17 protein-coding genes are annotated in these 18,842 nt (G+C 63.2%); 4 read left to right on the forward strand and 13 right to left on the reverse strand.

What is annotated here, in order from left to right; all coding sequences use genetic code 11:
• Positions 1–3 precede the first annotated feature (3 nt).
• Entirely contained in the window at positions 4–1,383 is a 1,380-nt protein-coding gene (locus tag ASH04_RS14880; protein WP_057473841.1) for an alpha/beta hydrolase family protein, read from the reverse strand.
• A gap of 99 nt (positions 1,384–1,482) precedes the next feature.
• Between ASH04_RS14880 and ASH04_RS14885 the strand changes: the two genes are divergently transcribed.
• Positions 1,483–2,103, forward strand: a complete 621-nt coding sequence (locus tag ASH04_RS14885) for a TetR/AcrR family transcriptional regulator (RefSeq protein WP_082519263.1) — start codon at positions 1,483–1,485, stop codon at positions 2,101–2,103.
• A 6-nt stretch (positions 2,104–2,109) separates the two neighbouring features.
• Here the strand turns inward: ASH04_RS14885 and ASH04_RS14890 are convergent, their stop codons facing one another.
• From ASH04_RS14890 to ASH04_RS14920, 7 genes are all read right to left on the reverse strand, one after another.
• The gene (locus ASH04_RS14890; RefSeq protein WP_057473979.1) at positions 2,110–3,417 is read right to left on the reverse strand and encodes an NAD(P)/FAD-dependent oxidoreductase; all 1,308 of its coding nucleotides are present in this window, start codon (positions 3,415–3,417) and stop codon (positions 2,110–2,112) included.
• 148 nt (positions 3,418–3,565) lie between these two features.
• Positions 3,566–4,804 carry a PucR family transcriptional regulator gene (locus tag ASH04_RS14895; protein ID WP_048319541.1) on the reverse strand — a complete coding sequence of 413 codons (1,239 nt, stop codon included), beginning with the start codon at positions 4,802–4,804 and terminating at the stop codon, positions 3,566–3,568.
• Positions 4,805–4,864: 60 nt separating this feature from the next.
• The gene (locus ASH04_RS14900) at positions 4,865–5,728 is read right to left on the reverse strand and encodes an alpha/beta hydrolase (protein WP_057473843.1); all 864 of its coding nucleotides are present in this window, start codon (positions 5,726–5,728) and stop codon (positions 4,865–4,867) included.
• A complete protein-coding gene (locus tag ASH04_RS14905) occupies positions 5,725–6,873 on the reverse strand; it encodes a metal-dependent hydrolase family protein (protein WP_235580014.1) in 1,149 nt (382 codons plus the stop codon). Before ASH04_RS14905 ends, ASH04_RS14900 begins: the two co-directional genes overlap by 4 nt.
• A 231-nt stretch (positions 6,874–7,104) precedes the next feature.
• On the reverse strand, positions 7,105–8,409 hold the full coding sequence (locus ASH04_RS14910) for an MFS transporter (protein WP_082519264.1): 1,305 nt from the start codon (positions 8,407–8,409) through the stop codon (positions 7,105–7,107).
• A 234-nt stretch (positions 8,410–8,643) separates the two neighbouring features.
• A complete protein-coding gene (locus tag ASH04_RS14915) occupies positions 8,644–9,396 on the reverse strand; it encodes a ferredoxin reductase (RefSeq protein ID WP_057473845.1) in 753 nt (250 codons plus the stop codon).
• Position 9,397: 1 nt separating this feature from the next.
• Positions 9,398–9,997: a sulfite oxidase-like oxidoreductase gene (locus ASH04_RS14920; RefSeq protein WP_057473846.1), complete on the reverse strand. Its 600-nt coding sequence runs from the start codon at positions 9,995–9,997 to the stop codon at positions 9,398–9,400.
• A gap of 167 nt (positions 9,998–10,164) precedes the next feature.
• Here ASH04_RS14920 and ASH04_RS14925 point away from each other — a divergent pair, with 167 nt between their 5' ends.
• Both ASH04_RS14925 and ASH04_RS14930 read left to right on the forward strand, forming a co-directional pair.
• Positions 10,165–10,653, forward strand: coding sequence for a nucleoside deaminase (locus tag ASH04_RS14925; RefSeq protein ID WP_057473847.1), 489 nt, complete (start codon positions 10,165–10,167; stop codon positions 10,651–10,653).
• 60 nt (positions 10,654–10,713) lie between these two features.
• On the forward strand, positions 10,714–12,039 hold the full coding sequence (locus ASH04_RS14930) for an alpha/beta hydrolase (RefSeq protein WP_143544762.1): 1,326 nt from the start codon (positions 10,714–10,716) through the stop codon (positions 12,037–12,039).
• A gap of 31 nt (positions 12,040–12,070) precedes the next feature.
• Here the strand turns inward: ASH04_RS14930 and ASH04_RS14935 are convergent, their stop codons facing one another.
• Positions 12,071–12,946, reverse strand: a complete 876-nt coding sequence (locus ASH04_RS14935) for a helix-turn-helix transcriptional regulator (RefSeq protein WP_057473849.1) — start codon at positions 12,944–12,946, stop codon at positions 12,071–12,073.
• A gap of 101 nt (positions 12,947–13,047) precedes the next feature.
• Between ASH04_RS14935 and ASH04_RS14940 the strand changes: the two genes are divergently transcribed.
• Positions 13,048–13,743 carry an SDR family NAD(P)-dependent oxidoreductase gene (locus ASH04_RS14940; RefSeq protein ID WP_032383916.1) on the forward strand — a complete coding sequence of 232 codons (696 nt, stop codon included), beginning with the start codon at positions 13,048–13,050 and terminating at the stop codon, positions 13,741–13,743.
• A 21-nt stretch (positions 13,744–13,764) separates the two neighbouring features.
• Here the strand turns inward: ASH04_RS14940 and ASH04_RS14945 are convergent, their stop codons facing one another.
• The 4 genes from ASH04_RS14945 to ASH04_RS14960 are packed head-to-tail and all read right to left on the reverse strand — an operon-like array spanning position 13,765 to position 18,740.
• A complete protein-coding gene (locus ASH04_RS14945) occupies positions 13,765–15,210 on the reverse strand; it encodes an amidase (protein WP_057473850.1) in 1,446 nt (481 codons plus the stop codon).
• Complete coding sequence (locus ASH04_RS14950) at positions 15,207–16,052, reverse strand: ABC transporter ATP-binding protein (protein WP_057473851.1); 846 nt, start codon at positions 16,050–16,052, stop codon at positions 15,207–15,209. Before ASH04_RS14950 ends, ASH04_RS14945 begins: the two co-directional genes overlap by 4 nt.
• The gene (locus ASH04_RS14955) at positions 16,049–17,728 is read right to left on the reverse strand and encodes a dipeptide/oligopeptide/nickel ABC transporter permease/ATP-binding protein (RefSeq protein WP_057473852.1); all 1,680 of its coding nucleotides are present in this window, start codon (positions 17,726–17,728) and stop codon (positions 16,049–16,051) included. The genes ASH04_RS14950 and ASH04_RS14955 overlap by 4 nt, the downstream gene beginning before the upstream one ends.
• Positions 17,721–18,740 (reverse strand): ABC transporter permease, encoded by a 1,020-nt coding sequence (locus ASH04_RS14960; protein ID WP_057473853.1) that lies wholly within the window; start codon positions 18,738–18,740, stop codon positions 17,721–17,723. The genes ASH04_RS14955 and ASH04_RS14960 overlap by 8 nt, the downstream gene beginning before the upstream one ends.
• Positions 18,741–18,842: the final 102 nt, after the last annotated feature.

Below are 18,842 nucleotides of genomic sequence, written 5' to 3' on the forward strand. Positions count from 1 at the left end.
TCGTCATAACGAATCGGATGTTCGCGGCGTCGTGTCGTTCCGGTTCGCGTTCGACGCATCGACCAGATTCTCTCGGAGAAAGCGGGTCGACAACGCCGACCAGTGTTCGGCGTTGCCCATCGCGCAGTGGTCGTCGTCGGCGTACAGAACCAATTGGGCGTTCGGTGCGTCGACGGCGAGTTCGATCGAGTCACGGGTGCTGGCCAACGTGTCTGCGGCTCCATTGATCACCAGCAGTGGGATGTCGATATCCCGGTAGCGATGCCGTAGGGACATTTTCGAGGTCTTGCGCGCCAAGTCCAGGTTTCCGGTCGCACCGAGTGTGCGGATGAGCGTCGATATCATCACCTCGGGCATCCCGATCGAGTTGATCGCACCGAAACTGCGGTGAGTCAGCGGACCGTTGGACACCGCCACTTTCAATCGTGGATCCGACGCGGCCATGCGTGCGGACCAGTATCCGCCGAAACTGAAGCCCATCATGCCGATTCGGTCCGCGTCGATGCGCGCATCGGCCGCGAGGAAGTCGATCACTGCCGAGTACACGTTCTCGGACGCAGCTGTCATGGGTTCGTCGTACGAGTAGGTTCCGGGCATTTCCATGACGAACGTGCCCAGTCCTGCATCCCGTTGCGTCAGTAGGGGTAGCAATGTTTCGGCAATGGTCCCTTCCAGACCGTTCGTAACCAGGACTGTCGGAATGTGTTTCGCATTCAGCGGTAACGCGAGAATTCCGTGTACCCGGTCGGAGGTACCGGGCAGGGCGATGTCGACCACCTCCACGACGTACCCCATAACCGGTGCGAGAGCGAGCAACAGCGACTCCGACAATCGAGTCGACCTGCGATAGGCGTCCTGGCGTCGCGGCGTCCCACCCGGCCATGCGGCGACGAAGTAGTACACCAGCGCCTTGATCAATCCGTCGACAGCGATGGCCTCGTCGGATGCGTCGGGATGCTCGGCGATGAATCGTGCGGTCGCGTGTGGATCGGCGACCGTTCCGCGGTCGGCGAGGATCGACGCCGCTGGGGCGAGTGCGCCGCCCAATTCGGACAGTACCGCGCCGGTCGGAGCCTCTGTGTCGAGCAGCCGTGAACTCACGGGCGCACGCAACCGTGACAGGGCCGCATCGGCGCGTTCGAGGTGCTCGGTGGCGAAAGTCGACCAGTAAGAAACCCACCTGTCGTCCTCGAAGGAGCGGCATCGAGCCAACTGGCCGCGGAACTCGTCATCGGGTATGCCGCCGAGGTGGGTGAAACGGTCGACGAACAGACGAGGCAGAAACGGCGCGACACCGCCTCTGCGCGAGGCCCTTTCGGTGGTGTGGGTCAGTGCTCTCGCGCTGACTGTTGCCCTCTTTCGCCATTCGATCAACGATGCCATCGTGTAGCTCCCCGTCCCTTAACGCAGATCAATCTGCTTTAGACGCACGGTAAGGCGCTCGATCGGTAAATGCAAGACTTTCTGCTTTAGCCTTGGGGTGTGGAGCACACACCTACCGATCCTCGAATACGGCGGCGACCCGGCGGTCGAGCCGCGCAGGTGACGGAAGCTGTCCACGAGGCTGTGCTCGCTGCCGTCGTGGAGGTCGGTGTCGACAAGGTCGGCATTCCCGATATCAGTCGACGGGCCGGAGTGCGTGACACCACGATCTACCGGCGGTGGGGGACACGCGAAAACCTGATTCTCGACGTCATGCTCACCGGGAGTGAGCGGATTCTTCGAGTGCCCGACACGGGCGCGCTGAAGGACGACTTGACTGCACTCGCTACTGCGCTCGACGGATATCTCGCATCTGCATTGGGGCAGGGCCTGATTCGAGTGCTCGCCTCCATCACCGACTCGCCTGCCACCGCAGAAGCGCGCACTACGTTCTGGTCGCAACGGTTGCGGTCCGTACAGGTGATCATCCATCGCGCGGTCGAGCGTTCCGAGGTGCCAACTGATGTCGATGCCGGCCTCGCGATCGAGCTACTGATTTCACCGATTCACTTCCGCCATCTGCTGACCCGGCAACCATGCGACCGCGAGTTCATCGACAGCCTGGTGAATGCCGTAATAGGTTGCTGCCAGTGTGCTCCGGCAGATGCGACGCACGAGTGATCGCAGCTAACCCAGGACGGTCCCGGTCGACTCGGTGTTGAATTCTCTTCGGCGAGAAAAGGACCCGAGATCGACCTTCACCCCGGTGTGAGTTCCCGTGTATACGACGGGGTCGACGTCGTGGTCGTGTCCGGCCTCGACCCTCTCGATCAGAGTTGTCAGCATTCGGCCGACGACGGGTGCATTCTTGAACTGATTCCCGCTGGTGCCCATGGCAACGTAGAAGCCTGCCCGATCGGTCCGGTCGTAGATCGGGGTCCAATCCGAGGCGGCGTCGTACACGCCGGCAATTCCCTTGGGCTGGAACGGGACCGACAATCGAGGTAGACGCCGAGCGGCTCTGGTGACCTGCGCCTGGAAGCGCGCGGCAGTGCGGCTCGGGTTGGCGCTGTCGGGGTCGTCGATCCATTCCAGGGGGTCGCATTCCGGTTCGGTACCGCCGATCAACAGGCCCCCGCCCCGCTCCGGTCGCATGTACGTGCCCAGGTCCAGATCGGCGATCATGGGTCCGAGACGTGCATCCTGGTTGTAGCCTTCCGGTGCAGAGACGTGGTGGACCTCCTGCCGCAGGGGGCGTACGTCCACAGTGAAATCGCTACCTACCCCCGCCATTGCGTTGAGTGCGCCCGACCAGGGGCCGGCTGCATTGACCACTATCGGGGCTTCCACGGTATCTCCGTTGTCCAAGTGCACGATCCACCTCTCGGAGACCTGCTGCTCGATACGAACCACCCGTGTCCGGAAGGTAAATCGGGCCCCAGCAGAGGCCGCAGCAGCTCCCAGGTTGGCCGCAGCGAGTCGAGGGTCGTCGACAAAGCCTGCCTGCGGCGTGAACACCGCTCCGAGCGAGGTAGCAGCATCTGCGTAGAAAGCGTCGCTGTCAACAGGTTTCGGCGGAAAGTAGGAGCCGACATCGATTCCAGGGACTCGATCGCTCAGAGTCGTCGAGTCCCAGAGTTCATATGCGACGCCGATTTCGTCGAAGAGTCGGACCGTTCGCTCGCGCGGGGCCAGGTCCACATCGAGAAACACCATGCCGCACTCGTGGAAGCGGGCCAGGTCGGTCGACGCCGAGTTGCCCAGGTGCTCCGGCCAGTTCTTCCAACACTGAGCGGACTCCCATGCCGTAGCCATACCGTCGAAGGTCGAATAGTTGAACCGAATGATCGCGCTGGAAGCGCTGGTGGATCCGAATCCCGGCCCACCTTCCTTGTCGACCACCAGAACTCGATATCCGCGTGCAGAGAGTTCGTAGGCAATGGAGTTGCCGATGACCCCCGCTCCCACGACTACCACGTCGGTCGATCGGGGCACCGTTCCTCCAGATGATTCGGTCGCGTCGTTGTCCGGAACGTGGTTTTGTTGCACAACAACAGTTTTGCTGAAGCCGACGGGCGACGCTATCGACATCTGTGAACACTTCGGCCACCCGCAGCGCATCTCGTGTAGCGCATGCCGGAGGTCACGGAACCGCCCGCCCGGACGACGCTTCCCGGGCCGCAGTCAGCGACGTCAACTTCAATCCCAGATGCAAGGTAAGTCGATCATCGCCGTTGTCGAGACTGCACTCGGTGATCTGCTCGATGCGTTTGAGTCGTTGGTAAAGGGTCGCACGATGAATGCACAGCTGGTCTGCTGTTCGCCGAATATCGCAGGCGTTGTCGAAGAATGTGTTCAACGTGCTCACGAACACGTGCTGCCGGTCCGCTGCCTCGAGTACCGACACCGGAGAATTGCGTGCAGCACTGGCGATGTCGTCGTTGGACATTCGTAGGAGAGTGTCGTAGGGGCCAAGATTGCCCCATCGTGCCATGTCGCCGAGCGAGGGGACCAGCAGCGCGGCGCGAACCGCCGTGAGAGCGTGTCGATAGGCGCGAAATATCAGCCCAGGTTCGTTCACGACGTCACTGGTGCCGAGTACGAACCGAGTGTTGTTTCCGCTCAGCTGCCGGAAACGAGAAGTCGCACGCGTGGTGACGGACTCCAGCTGATGCGGTGTCAACGGTTCCGTCGTCGCGAGCAGCAACCATATTCGCGATTTCTCCACAGCGATCGAGCCGGTGCCGCTCGGGAGAGCCTGTAGCCCCTCCTGAATCGCCACTTCCATTGCTACGTCGTCCGATGTTTCGGCAGGGTTCGCACTCTCGCGCTGTGCTGCGACGACCTGATAGTGGCCAGTGTGCTCCGCTATCACTTGCTCGGCGAGCGCGTCCTCGACTGCCTGCTTCCTGACGTCGTCGGCCGAGTCGACGAGGTCACGCAGAATTGCCGCGCGACGCTCGTTCGATCGCTCGCGGACCAGAAGGCGTTCGTACAGAACGATTCCCGCTCGCATAGCGGTGTTCTCTGCCTTCTGGATATCGGACGCGGTGAGAGGATTCTCGGCGGAGTCGATGAGCCAGAGAAAGCCCAACAGAAGACTCTTGCACCGCACAGGAACACAGAGCCTTTTCTGGCTCCCGGGCACATCGGGTTGGGCGAGGCCGGGTTCGATCCACGTACCGATGCCGGAAGCGAGCAGGGGGCGGGAGACTTCCTCCGGTACCGCTCGGTTCAGGATGGAGGTGATTCTCAGCGAGTCTTCGTCGCCGAAATGTCGACTTGCTGCGAGTAGGCGAATCGAGGGGTCGTCGATGGCCACAGAGCGGTGAAGCTGCGCGGCCAGGTCGTCGACGAACGTCTGCAGATCGTCGATGGGCATGACACCCTCCTCACGACGTCGATGGGCTCCACCAAATGTTAGAGCAGCCACTGCACACGATTACCGGACATGGCACTCCTTCAGGTAGCTCAAGAACGACGCCTGTACACCGGTCACGTGCGTCTCGTCGAGCATCGAGGTCGACACGACGTCGGCGCGTCCTTCGGCTCGCAATTCCTCGAGCGCGCGCAGGACGTTTCGAGCCAGACCGCGGTAGACCGGGACATCCCCCCACAGTTCGACCTTGTTCAGGGTGACGTGGAGACGAGGGTCGCGCTCGTCTCTCTCCGGAAGAGCGCGGATCAGTTCGAACAATTGGCTCTCGGCACTGCTGATTCCTGGAGTTCCCGCACCGACCGTCGCGAACGGTGTTCCGCCGCGAAGCCACGCGTAGAGCGCGAAGAGGCCACCGTACGAGTACCCGAACAGGCCGTGACCGTACTCGCTGACGCGCAGGCGCGATTGCAGTAGAGGGTGCAGCTCCTGAACGAGGAAGTCGAGGAAGGCACCTGCGTTGCAGTCCGAGATCTGCGCTATGTACGCATCGATGTCCGTCTGGCTCATCGTGCCTGCTTCGCGAGCCGACTCCAGCGCGGCTACGACGTCGTCGCCGATCGGTTCTCCGGGCGGAACGAGGTCTCGGTTGCGGAGCTGCGACCAGTCCGACGCCTCCTGACCGGCGTAGCCGACGGTGATCTGGATGTAAGGCGCGATACTCAGAAACGGATCCTTCTGCGTGACGATCAACGGTGCCGTGAAACCCACTGTCCAATTGCCATCTAACACATAGATCAGGGGCACCGTGTCGGTGGATTCGGCGTATCCAGGAGGTGTGGTGATCCACACCGCGTAATCGAGCCCGGATCGGGACGTTACTTGGATGTACTCGGTGTCGGGAAGGCAACCGTGCAATATCGTGCTCATCGAATGTCCTTTACTGTCGAACCGCTCTTGACTACGAGAACGGCCATTTCCGGATTTGCAAAGACGCTGGGATCTTCGAAGGGATCGCGCTGCCACACCGCGAGGTCGGCTCGCATTCCGACGCGCACCATTCCGACGGTGTCGCCCACGCCCAGAATGTCCGCGTTGACGCTCGTCGCAGACACCAAGGCCTGCATCGGTGATTCCAGCTCGGATCGCACGCGCAATTCTTCGCCTCTCCGTTGCTGGTTGGGGCCGATGAGGTCGGAACCGAGACCGATTCTCAAACCGCTCGCGCGAGCGATCGCGAGGGCGGCTTCCATGCGCTCGCGGATTCCGGCCGCCCTCGACGCAGTCACCGGATTCACGTCCGTCACTTCGTCGTTGGACAGCAGATCGAGGACGGAGAACGTGGGGACCACGGCGACGTCGTGTTCCTTCATCGAAGCTGCTGTCTGCTCGTCGATGTCGGTTCCGTGTTCGATGCAGCGCGCGCCGGCCTGTATCGCGTTGCGGATGCCTTCTTTGCCGTGCGCGTGGACCGTGACGTAGGTACCGCGGGCAGATGCTTCCTCAACGGCCACTGCGATTTCCTCGACGGTGAACTGAGTATCGGAGAGCCGGTCGTGGCCGCCGACCACCCCGCCGGTCACACACAACTTGAGGAAGGTGGCACCTCGGCGGAACGTTTCTCGAACGTTCTTCCGAAGTTCGTCGGCATTGCCCGACATCAACGACAACGCGCACAGTCCGGGGATGTGATGGTCCGTCCACATGGCCGTCGGTTCCCACTCGGCACCGTAGTACCCGTGCCCGCCCACCTGGCATTGGACGGGTCCGCACGACAAGACATGTGGACCACGTACCTTGCCCTTGGCGAGAACGCCCACGACGCCGCCGTCGATGCCGCCGGTATCACGAACGGTCGTGAATCCGGCGTCGAGCGCGAACCCCGCCGTTGTGAAAATGTCGGCAGCAACCTCTGCGGCAGACAGTTCGAACCCGAACTGCGCGCGGATAGGGCTGGACAGGCCGAGGTGGACGTGTGCATCGATCAGGCCAGGGGTCAGTAGTCTGCCGTCCAGGTCGACAGTCGTCGCACCCGCCGGAGCGCTGCCGACCGCGGTGATGATGCCATCCGTCACGCACACATCCACAGCGGATGGTTCTCTACCGGAACCGTCCGCGACTCTTCCTCCTGCGTACCACGTCTCCGTCACACAACCTCCCGGTCTTCGTCTCGACCGATGTCTCCGAGGCACGCCGACATCGGCGCGTAATGTTGGGCCGTCGAATACATCATGGTGTCTAGTAGCCGGAACCGACAGTGACCGTGCGATGCGACTTCGGCGACCTGCAATCGACAAACGTCGTGTCTACGTCTTCGATTCCGGTATTCCGCGCCACAGGACGGGCAGAGAGATCACGGCGATCGCCGTTGCGTAGAAGGCCGGTGACAGGGTGTTGCCCGTCGCGTTCACCAGTGCCTCGCACACCAACGGTGCCGTACCGGCGAAGAGTGCATAGGCCACGTTGTACGGGAGTGCCGTACCCGTGAATCGTGCATGTGTGGGCATCATTTCCAGAACCGCGAGAAGGGCGGAAGCCAGCAAAGCTTGGACGATGACCAGGGCCAGCAACGCAAGTGCGATCGCAACGATGTTTCCCGTTCCGATGAGTAGGTAGCTCGGTATCGCGACGAAGATCGACGACACCATGCCGATCCGGACGAGTGGCCGCCGGCCGACTCGGTCCACCGTGGCTCCGAAGTAGACGTACAGGGGAACTGCCACCACCAGTGCGCTCGACGTCAGTAACAGAGCAGTCGTGCTCGAGACTCGAGCCGCATGAACCAGGAACGTCGGCATGTAGCCGATCAGCATGTGAGTGGCAACGCCCAGCGCGGCGAAGTAGACGAACGCGGTGATCAGGGACTGCCGGTGATGGCGGAGCAGATCAGCCATAGGACGAATCGGGAGAGATTCTTTTTCCTTCATTTCCGTGAAAGCCGGAGTTTCCTCGACAGCAAGCCTCAGAAACAGGCCCGCAAGTGCGACAATTCCGCCGATGACGAACGGCCAACGCCACCCGCCATTCAGGAAATACTCTGCACCAACCGAATTGAACGACAGGACCGTCACCGTTGCGAAGATGCTTCCGACGAACGACGAGCCGGCGATTATCCCCGCGTACAGGCCGCGACGGTGGTACGGCGCATGTTCGACGACAAACGTAGCTGCTCCGGTGTATTCGCCTCCCGCCGAAAATCCCTGTACCAATCTGCAGACCAGCAACAACAGCGGTGCAGCGGCACCGATCGATGCGTACGTGGGAAGCAGGCCTATTGCGGCCGTCGAGCACCCCATGAGAGTGATGGCCAGTGAGAGCGATCCCCGTCGACCGAATCGGTCACCGAGTCTTCCGAAGAAGACTCCACCTGCTGGTCTGGCCAAGAAGGCGACTCCGTACAGGGCAAAGGTGGCCAGCAGTGCGCCACTCCCGAATTCCGCCGGAAAGAACACTGTCGCGAGAACAACCGCGCTGAATCCGTAGATGGTGAAATCGAACCATTCGACGATATTTCCTGTTGCACCGGCAATCAATGCTTTCCGACGAGTGAGCGACAGTGCTGTCGACCCTTCTGCCGGGGTCTTGACGGGAACATCGGCTGCACCGGTCATCGCAGTTCCTTCGGTGGTAGGTGGACATCGTGCAACGACGGCGGAACTCCGAAGTATCCTGGAATGCACGTGAGAAAACCGTTGCTACACAGTCGAACTCACGAGGTCGGTTCGACACGAGGAAAGCCTATGGCAGGCAACCTGGGCTGCGACATCGTCATTTGTTCACGGTAGCCGGGTGAAACCGCGGCACGTGTCGCATACGAATCTGCGCGGGGATGGCGACAGTCGGCGTCAGCTCGGTCCGAAACGCTCTGTTCGAATGTTCCCAGCCGAGTGACCCCGCGCTACCAGCATGTCCGCCACCGTGTCGACGAAGCTCGTGGGCCCGCAGATGTAGCAGCGCGGCTCGAATTCCGCCGGCCATCCGTGAGCGTCGATGTCTTCCAACGTGATTCGACCGAGGGGCCGTGTGCTGCCGGCAGGAGCACGCCGCGTGTGGATCATCGTGACGTCCACTCCCGCCGGAGGGTGAGCCCACTCGTCCGCGAAGTACACCTCTGCTGGTTCGCGCACGGAGTACAACACTCGGAAGGGCACCCGCCCGCCCGTCGCAGACGCCTGCGCGCGAACCATGGCGCGGAGCGGGACGATGCCGGAACCACCACCCACCAACAGAATCGGCGGAGACGGGGTCTCCGACGGTTGGGACGGCCGCCAGACGAACCATCGACCCACCGGCCCGCGGATTTCGATGCGATCGCCGACCTCGACGGACTCGACCAAGTAGGGCGACACCTCACCGTCCGCGACGTTCTGCACGGCGATCTCGATACGCGACGTGCCGTCGGGTGCCGAGGCCAAGGAGTAGCTGCGCTGTGCGCTGTAGCCGTCCTCGGCGGTGAGCTTGACGTCCACGTGCTGCCCGGCGAGATGGCCGGGCCAACCGTCGACGTCGAGAACAAGGGTGGACGCGGTGGGTGTCTCACGCCGCACGGCCGCAGCCGTGGCAACGAGCCAGGGTTTCGCCCCAGCCGCCGAAGTCACGTCAGTCGCCCTGGTAGCGCTGCTCGCGCCACGGGTCTCCGTAGTCGTGGTACCCACCACGCTCCCAGAAACCTTGTTCGTTCTCCAGGGTGAGCTCGATGCGTGAGATCCACTTGGCCGATTTCCAGAAGTACAGATGAGGAACGAGAAGCCTTGCCGGACCGCCGTGTTCGCGAGCCAAGGGAGCGCCGTCGAATTCGGTGACCAGCCAGGCCTTCCCGTCCCTGAGATCTTCGAGGGGGAGATTGGTGGTGTAACCGTCGAAGCCGTGCACCACGACGTACCCGGCATCGGTGTCGAGACCGTCCAGCAGAACGTCCAGGCTCACGCCCTTCCACGTGGTGTCGAGCTTCGACCACTTGGTGACGCAGTGAATGTCGACGGTCGGAGTCTCGTGTGGAAGTGCCGCGAATTCGTCCCAGGTCCAACTGCGAGTGTCGCCGCGTTCGGTGGTGACCGAGAACGACCAGGTGTCGATCGCGACCACGGGCGCAGGCCCGATCGCGAGGACGGGAAAATCCTTGGTCAGATACTGACCGGGGGGAGTGCGCCCGTCGTCGCCGCGCCGTCGGCCCACGAAGCCCTTCGAGATCAGTGCCATGGTGAAGAATTGTGCGCTCGTCGTCGGGAGTCTGACAAGTCGGGTGACGGTGTCGGCTACCTGCGCTTCGGCGGGAGCACATGGGATCGATGCGGAGTTCGCCGTGCTTCGTACCGGTACGGTCGAGGTGTGGACACTTCTATCGTCGACGCACCATGTGGTGCGTCATGAGTATCTCCGCCGCCGACCGTGCATTTCTGGCGCGTGCTGTGGATCTGGCGGCGGCCGCAGTGAGTACGGGCAACGATCCGTTCGGTTCGGTGCTGGTGTCGGGAAGCGGTGAAGTGCTTGCGGAAGATCGCAATCGCGTCGGCGATCGACACGATCCCACCCAGCACCCCGAGATCGCTCTGTCACGGTGGGCTGCGACCAATCTGAACCCCAGTGAGCGACGATCGTCGACGGTATACACCTCCGGTGAGCACTGTGCGATGTGCGCGGCGAGCCACGGAATTGTCGGGCTCGGACGTATCGTCTACGCCACCTCGACAGCCCAATTGCTCACGTGGCTGGAAGAATTCGATGCTGCGCCGCTCGCGATCACGCCGCTCACCATCACGCAGGTCGTGCCGGGAGCAGTGGTCGACGGGCCGGTCGCCGAGTTCAGCGACGCTGTCCGTGACCTGCACAGGCAACGTCACACGTCCACGGCGTAGCTAAGGGTGAGCAAAATTTTCGAAGGCCGGCGAACGAGAACGTCGACATCGGCACTCGTGATGACCGGTGGTATCGGTGTTGCACTCGCGTGGCTCCAGTGTCTTCTGATCCGTCAGCAGTTCGCGGTGGGATTGTGGGTCATCGTGGTGGCCGTCGTGGCCACCTGTCTCGTCGCGTCCGATGCCAGAAAGCATGTAGCCGTAGGAATTTCGCTCGGTGCAGTGACCGTGGTCGCTCAGGTCGCCTGGTTGGTGACGCCCTTTCACGCGCTGTGGGTCGTGAGCGCAACCGCGGGGACTGCGCTCGGGTTCTTTCTGCTCGGATCGGCGTGGGCGGGCTCCTCGGATGGCACTCGCCGGGTGGTTCTCGCCGTACCGGCCGGCCTCGCTGCCTCGATTGCGTTGGTGGTTTCCGCAGTGACGATCACTACGGCCGCCAGTCCGGCGCCGCTGGTTCGAGCGCTGCACTCGTTGGGGCAGAGTAATTCCTTCGTTTCTGCCGCGCCGACAGCGACGTCGGTAGTGAACGGGGCAGGTCGCACCAGTGACATCGAATACGGCTCGACGCTTCCCAATTCGTTTCTCGACATCTACATCGCCGACAACGATCCGTCGGTCAGCCGTCCCACGTACGTCATGGTGCACGGCGGGGGATGGATAGCGGGGGACAAGGCCGACGGTGATTCCGAACTCGGCGCGGACGACCCGTACTTCGCGTCGGGGGCGGGCCCCGTACTCGACGCCGGTTTCAACCTGGTGTCGGTGAATTATGCCTTCGCACCGGAATACCGTTTTCCCACACAGACGATCCAGCTGGGTGAGGCTCTGCAGTTCTTGGAAACGAACGCCGACCGATACGGCTTGGACATGAGCCGCGTCGTGCTCGCCGGAAGCAGCGCGGGTGGTCAGATCGTGGGTAGCTACGCCAATGTTCGGACCAACCCCGACTACGCACGGGCGCTGGGCATCGAACCCACGATGGATCGAAGCGCTCTCAAGGCCTTGGTGTTCGACAGTGCAGTCCTCGATGTGGGGAGGGCCGGCTCACCGCAATCTCCGAGTCCGTCGAACGGCTTTCTGTACGACATCGGTGCACGCAGCTACCTCGACACCACCGATGCCGATTGGCTGGCGCGCGCAAACGTCACGGAGAACGCCACCTCCGACTTCCCGCCGAGCTTCATCGCCGACGGAAACACCGGCACGTTCCCCGATCAGGCGGCCGAACTGAGCGCGAAGCTGGACAGAATGGGCGTTGCCAATCGCTTGAATCTGTACAGCAAGAACGAGGGGACCCTCGAGCATGCATTCATGACCACGGGCTCGCAGTGGACCGACGAGTACAACCGGCTCAGGATCGAGTTCCTCCGCGGCATCGTCGGATAGCAGAGCAGTCGCTGACGCACTCGACTGGCCGCTACTGCACTGGCAACCGCAGCTGGTCGACGGACCCGGAAACGGCGGCCAACCGGAGTTTCGTGTCGTCCTCCGATCCGGGGGCGGCTGTCATGATGACGATTTTCAGCTCCGCGTCTCCGTCGGTGAGTACGTCGCAGTCGACGGTGATCGGTCCGACGGTCGGATGGTGGACCACTTTGTGATCCTCGCGATGTGAACCGACAGCACCGACCGACCACAGAGACTCGAATTCTGGACTGCCGGTGCGTAATTCTTCGATCAGACCCCTCAGTCTCGAGTCTCGGGGAAACCGCCCGGTGGCCCGCCGAAGGTCCGATACGACTGCTGCGCGGACCGACCCGTCGCCGCCGGACGGCGTCACCGGCCATGCGGACATTCCGGGTGCATCCGTGCCGACAGGGAAACAGTCACGAGCGAAGTTGCGCTTCGAGGGTGAGACGGACGACGGATCACCGACCAGCGCGGCCCAACTCCGGTTCCACCAGAGCAGTTGCCAATCGGCGGCGAAGACGGCAACCGCACCCTCGTCGAGTCGGCCGACAACCCGCCTGACCCCAGGCGGGATGTGGTCGGAAATAGTCCCGTCGGCCGGCGGAATGTGGCCGGCCAAGCGGTAGAGATGGTCTCGCTCGGGAAGAGTCAGCTGGAGAGCCCGCGCCACGGACGACACCACCTGCACCGACGGTGTCGTCGCTCGTCCCTGTTCGAGCCGCACTACGTAGTCCACGGAAATGCCCGCGAGATCGGCGAGGTCCTCGCGTCGGAGCCCCGTGGCCCGTCGAGAGCGTCCGGTCGTCAGTCCGACAGCATCGGGTGAGAGTCGATCACGCCACGATCTGATCGTCGCGCCGAGTCCGTCCGTTGTCGAGGTCACGACTCCATTGTCACTCTTCGAGCGGGTGTGAGGGTGGTACCGATTGTCCTACCGTCCAGGCGTGCCTGGAACACGCGCCGGTCGACCTGAACACTGGGGCCATGACCATCACATTCATCACCGGAGCAAACAAGGGCCTCGGTTACGAAACCGCGCGCCGACTGATAGAACAGGGCCACACCGTGATCCTCGGAGCACGTGACGCCGAGCGGGGTAGGAATGCAGCAGCAGCGTTGGGCGCTCGGTTCGTTCGGATCGACGTCACCGATGCCGAATCCGTCGCATCGGCAGCTGCGGACGTACAACGGCAGGAGGGGGTTGTCGACGTACTGATCAACAACGCGGGCGTTCCCGGACCGCACAGCGCCATCGAAGAACTGACCGCCGAGGATGTGCAGTCGGTACTCGATGTCAACGTCCTCGGAATCGTCCGCACCACAACAGCATTCCTTCCACTACTGCGCCGCTCCACCGATCCCGTCATCGTCAATGTCAGCAGTGGAATGGGTTCGTTCGCGGCGACACACGATCCGTCTCGCGTCGAATCCAGCGTGATTGCTCCGGCCTACACCGCGTCGAAGTCGGCTGTCACGATGTTGACGACGCAGTATGCCAAGGGCCTGAGCGACATTCGCATCAATGCCGCCGATCCGGGCTACACCGCAACCGAATTCAACGGAAACAGCGGGCCGCAGACCGTCACCGAGGGGACCGACGCCATCGTGCAGCTCGCCACCGAAGGGCCCGGCCACGGATCCGGGCGGTTCATCGACCGCCACGGAACCGTCAGCTGGTGACCTGTTCCGTGGCAGTCGGAGTCAGCCGATCACACTCCGCAGTTCCATCCCCGCAGGCTTCTTCAGCGGAGTGAACGTTCCGACGCTCTGCTCGACGGCCCGGGCCGCCGCGAGTGCGATGTGGTCGCCGTTGCGCGGAGCGATCAGCTGAACGCCGGACGGGATGCCGTCCGAGTCGAGCCCGGTGGGCACGGCGACAGAGGGCAGGCCGAGGAGGTTGACCGTCACCAGTAGCCGGTGATCACGCCACAGTTGCGTGGTCGCTTCGGGACCGGACAAGTCGTAGCCGATGGCAGTCATCCGCCGCGCCGAGACCGGGCCCAACACGATCGGGTACTGGGCGTGAAACCTCTCCCACGCTGCCGAAATCAGCACACGCTGACCCCACGCAGCCTTGTACTCGGCGATCGACTCGTAGACCTCGGTCTCCGAGGAGTTGTCGAGGAAATACTGCGTTGCGCCCGCGCCGAGGGGCTCGGCACCGCTGTCGGGTTGGAAATTGCCGACGAACTCGGTGACCGAGAGTCGACGCCACAGCACCGCAGCTTCCTCGATCATGGGTGCCTCGGCCTCGACGACCTCCCACCCCGCAGAGGCCAGTTCATCGGCAGCTACCGAGATTGCCTCGGCCACTTGCGGATCCACACCCCAGCCGGCGGGATCGCGCGTGACGGCGACGCGACGTACGCCGTCGTAGGTGGTCGGGTGAGGAATCGAGGACGCCATCGGATCCAGGCCGTCCGACCCGTGCATCAGCGAGAAGGCGGTGTCCAGGTCGTCGACCCGGCGAGCGATCGGTCCGTTCACTGCGAAGAACTGTTCCGTCAGGGGCCAGGCCTCGACGGGTGAGGGTGCAGGCACTCGGCCCGCCGACGGTCGCAGTGCGCAGATACCGGCAGCGTAGGCGGGCAATCGTAGAGATCCGCCGAAGTCGTTGCCGAGTCCGATGACGGACATGCCGGTGGCCACGGCGACGCTGTCTCCGCCGCTGGAGCCGCCGGCGACTCGGTCACGATCCCATGGGTTGTAGGTCCGCCCGAAGAGTTCGTTGTCGGTGTCCCAACGCAATCCGGTGTCGGGCATGTTTCCCCGGCCGATCGGGATCGCGCCTGCTTCCATCAGCCGTCGGACCATTGTCGAATCCGACGTCGGAATCGCATCCGCGAGGAAGGTCCAGCCTTGCGTCGACGCAGACCACGTCAGGTCGATGTTCTCCTTCACGGAGATCGGTACCCCGGCGAGCTCACCGACATCCTCACCGTCGGCGATTCGGCGATCGATGGTGTCGGCGAGTGCGCGTGCGCGGTCGTGGAATACGACGGTGAGAGCGCCGAGGTGACCGTTGACCTCGGCGATGCGGTCCAGGTGCGCGTCGATCACCTCGCGTGCGGTCACTGCGCGAGTTCGAACGAGTCGCGCTATCTCGCGGGCGCCGAGCGTCCAGAGAACGGGGTGTGCCTGAGTCATGCTGTGCCTCCTGTGGCGTGGGACGGGGAGCCGAGTGGTGCAGGTGCCGCGAGGGCGAGGCCGAAGGCCGGGCCGCCGGGGACCGAATCGATCAGTGTGCGTGTGTATTCGGACTGCGGATCGGCGAATACCTGCTGCACCGAGCCGGATTCGACTACGTCGCCGCCCAGCAGCACGACGATGTCGTCGCAGATCTGGCTGACGACGGCAAGGTTGTGCGAGATGAAGAGCACGGTCAGCTGCAGTTCCTGACGCAATCGGGCGAGTAGATCGAGAATCTCGGCCTGCGTCGAGACGTCGAGAGCCGACGTGATTTCGTCGGCGATCACCACCTCGGGATCGGTGGCAAGTGCACGGGCGATCGCGATCCGTTGGCGCTGGCCACCCGAGAACTCGTGTGGGTACCGGGTGATGGCCGAGTCGTCGAGGGCCACCATGGCAAGTAGGGAGGAGACGCGCTCGCGATTCGGCCCGACCCGTGCCAGTACCGGATCGATTGCCTCGGCCAGTGTTTGTCCGATGGTTCGGCGTGGATCGAGAGACGAGTACGGGTTCTGCGGAACGAGCTGAATCCGACGCCGCACAGATCGACGGGTTCGGCGACTCGCACCGACCAACTCGGTCCCGGCGAATCGGATCGATCCTCGATCGGCTCGATGAATTCCGATGACGGTCTTGGCAATCGTGGATTTGCCGGATCCCGATTCGCCGACGAGAGCGACCGTCGACCCACGTTGGAGGGTCAGGTCGATCCCGTTCAGGATCTTCGTCGCCTTCGATCGCTGTCCGAGCGTGACATCGAGTCCGTGCACCTCGAGAATGGGGTTGTCGCTCGTGGTCATTGGGAGACCTCCTCGGCAGCAAGGGCGGGGGTGGGCAGTGCGATCGTCGGCGTCGCGGCCAGGAGTGCTGTGGTGTACGGATGCTGCACGTCCCGAGCGGCAAGCTGTGCACCGGTGAGCCGTTCGACTATCTCGCCCTGCTCCATGACCAGAACTCGGTCGCAGAAGGCCTCGACCACACCGATGTCGTGCGAGATGAACAGGATGGCGGTGCCCTCGCTGCTGTTGATGTGCTTGAGCTGCCGCAGAACCTCGGCCTGAACCGTCACGTCGAGTGCCGTCGTGGGTTCGTCGGCGATGATGAGCTTGGGGTGCGTGACGAGTGACGAGGCGATGATGGCCCGCTGCAGCATTCCTCCCGACAATTGATAGGGATGCTGGGTCATTCGTTCCTCGGGCTTCTTGATCCGCATGGCGCGCAGTGCCTCGACCAAGGTCTCGTTCGCCTTCGTGCGAGCCATGCCGAGGTGCACCTTCGCCACCTCGGTGAGCTGAACACCAAGCCGCAGAGCGGGATTGAACGTCGAACCCGGGTCCTGGTAGACCAGCCCGATCTCCTTGGCCAAGCGGCTCTGCTGTGTGCAGGAGCGGAGATCGAGATCGCCCAGCCTCATCAGACCGACGTCCACCGCGACACTGTCCGGGTGCAGGCGTGCCAGGCTCATGGCCGTCATCGACTTACCGGAGCCCGATTCGCCGACCAGGCCGAGGATTTCGCCGGGCGCTATGTCGAAATCGATCCCCTTCACGAGCTGTGTACCGTTCGCGGCCGTCACCTTCAGATCACGAACCTCCACCAGGGCAGCGGGGGACAGAGAGGTGGCTGCCGCCGACTGCGACTTGCGCGCCAACCGCGGCTGGCGACCCCACGGATCGATGCGTGCGGCAAGACCGTCGCCGGTGAGCATCGCCGCGACCCCGGCGAAGATCAACATCGCGGCGGGGGCGGCAACTGCCATGGGCTGCGAGTAGATCGCAGGCAGGCCCTCGTTGAGCAGGCGGCCCCAGTCGTAGTCCGGGCTCTGCACGCCGAGTCCGACGAAGGACAGGCTCGAAATATCGAGCAGCGACAGCGCGAAACTCGACGCGATGAGGACGAGCAACGGACCGCCGATGTTGGGCAGCAGGTGCCGGACGAACAGCATCCAACCCGGCACGCCCAGTAGCCGTGCCGTCCCCACGAAGTCCTTCTGGGCAACCGACGCAGTCATGTTCGAGGTGATGCGTGCGAATCCAGGGATACCGGCGACGCCGATCGCGATGATTGCAGACGACGTGGCCGGCCCGAGGATCGCGGCGATGACGAGCGCGAGGATGATCGAGGGGAACGCGACGGTGGAGTCGATGATCCGGAGGACCGCCTCCCGGAGCCGACGCGGTGCGAGCCAGACCAGTGCTCCGACAAGCACTCCCGCAACTACCGCCATCGCGGTTGCGGCTGCCGCCATGAGCAGTGTCAGACGAGCGGCGACCAGGGAGCGTGCCAGGATGTCACGGCCGAGGTCGTCGGTGCCGAACCAGTGTTCCGCCGAGGGAGTGGCGCGGGTATCGGTGGTCAGCGTGTTGGCCGCGCTGCTGAGGAAGACCGGCGCAAGGATGGCGGTCAGGACGAGGATTCCCAGCATGACCAAGCCCGCGATCAGCGGTGCCGGCATGCGGCGGTGTGTTTCAGCCATTGGTCGGCCCACCCAGGGTTCGGGGGTCGATGAGACCCAAGAGGACGTCGATCACCAGGTTGATGACGATCGCGATGGTTCCGATGGTCAGGACGATGCCTTGAATCACCGGATAGTCGCGGTAGATGATCGCCTGTACCACCTCCAAACCGAGCCCGGGCAGGCTGAATACGGTTTCGATGATGACTGCTCCGCCGAGGAGTCCGGCGAGGATCAGGCCCGTGAGTGTCAGCGTCGACGCCATCAGGTTCGGCAACGCATGGCGCAGGTACAGACGGGCCGAGGAGATGCGCCGGCCGCGGGCGGTGCGAACGTAGTCCTGCTGCAGTACCTCGAAAGTTTCCTGTCGGACCACTCGTGCGACCGCGAAAGCGGGACCTGTTGCGAGAGCGGCAATGGGAAGGATGAAGGAGCCGGTGGACGACACCCCACCTGCAGGAAGAACTCGAAGCCAGATGGCGAAGACGATGACCAGGATCGTGCCCGCCACATAGGCCGGGAAGGATGCGAAAAATCCTGCGACAGATCCGAACCCGGTTGCGAGTGCAGGTCTGCGTCCACCGCGGGTGAGGACGCCGATCGTCATGCCGAGTGGAATCGCAACGAGAATGACCACTGCAATCGAGCCGAACGCCAGAGTCGCTGTGTACGGGAGTTTCGTCGCGATCGTCTCCGTGACAGGCGTCGAATACCGGAAGCTGTCGCCGAGATCGAACGAGAACAGACCTCTGATGTAGAGCTCGAATTGACTCCACAGCGGAAGGTCGAGATGAAGCCGTTCGTGCACGGCCGCGATCGCGTCCGGCCGCGCGTCCGGGCCCAGAATCGCAAGTGCAGGATCACCGGGAATGAGCGGCACGATGAGGAAGGTGAGAACGACCAGCAATGCGAGGGAGAGAACGAGTCCCCCGAATCGGCGGAGCGCGAAGCCACTCCACGAGTTCTGTGCGATTCGACGTCCGAATCCGAGCGCGGGCGCGCCGGTCGGGAGAGTCTGTTCGGCTATGGACATCAGCGGTTCCCTGCTCTGTGGACCAGGGGCACACGCTCGTTCTGCCAACGGAACGTCGGTGCAAGAGGGTCGACCACGACGTGGTCGCGGGTCGTCCGAGCG

Origin of the sequence: Rhodococcus sp. Leaf233 (assembly GCF_001426165.1) — a bacterium.
GTDB classification, from domain to species: Bacteria; Actinomycetota; Actinomycetes; order Mycobacteriales; family Mycobacteriaceae; genus Rhodococcoides; species Rhodococcoides fascians.

Coding starts and splice junctions, on each gene's coding strand:
- ASH04_RS14880 (WP_057473841.1), bottom strand. CDS start 1,383: ATGGCATCGTTGATCGAATGGCGAAAGAGGGCAACAGTCAGCGCGAGA.
- ASH04_RS14945 (WP_057473850.1), bottom strand. CDS start 15,210: ATGACTCAGGCACACCCCGTTCTCTGGACGCTCGGCGCCCGCGAGATA.
- ASH04_RS14910 (WP_082519264.1), bottom strand. CDS start 8,409: ATGACCGGTGCAGCCGATGTTCCCGTCAAGACCCCGGCAGAAGGGTCG.
- ASH04_RS14895 (WP_048319541.1), bottom strand. CDS start 4,804: ATGCCCATCGACGATCTGCAGACGTTCGTCGACGACCTGGCCGCGCAG.
- ASH04_RS14930 (WP_143544762.1), top strand. CDS start 10,714: ATGACCGGTGGTATCGGTGTTGCACTCGCGTGGCTCCAGTGTCTTCTG.
- ASH04_RS14960 (WP_057473853.1), bottom strand. CDS start 18,740: ATGTCCATAGCCGAACAGACTCTCCCGACCGGCGCGCCCGCGCTCGGA.
- ASH04_RS14955 (WP_057473852.1), bottom strand. CDS start 17,728: ATGGCTGAAACACACCGCCGCATGCCGGCACCGCTGATCGCGGGCTTG.
- ASH04_RS14920 (WP_057473846.1), bottom strand. CDS start 9,997: ATGGCACTGATCTCGAAGGGCTTCGTGGGCCGACGGCGCGGCGACGAC.
- ASH04_RS14925 (WP_057473847.1), top strand. CDS start 10,165: ATGAGTATCTCCGCCGCCGACCGTGCATTTCTGGCGCGTGCTGTGGAT.
- ASH04_RS14940 (WP_032383916.1), top strand. CDS start 13,048: ATGACCATCACATTCATCACCGGAGCAAACAAGGGCCTCGGTTACGAA.
- ASH04_RS14950 (WP_057473851.1), bottom strand. CDS start 16,052: ATGACCACGAGCGACAACCCCATTCTCGAGGTGCACGGACTCGATGTC.
- ASH04_RS14900 (WP_057473843.1), bottom strand. CDS start 5,728: ATGAGCACGATATTGCACGGTTGCCTTCCCGACACCGAGTACATCCAA.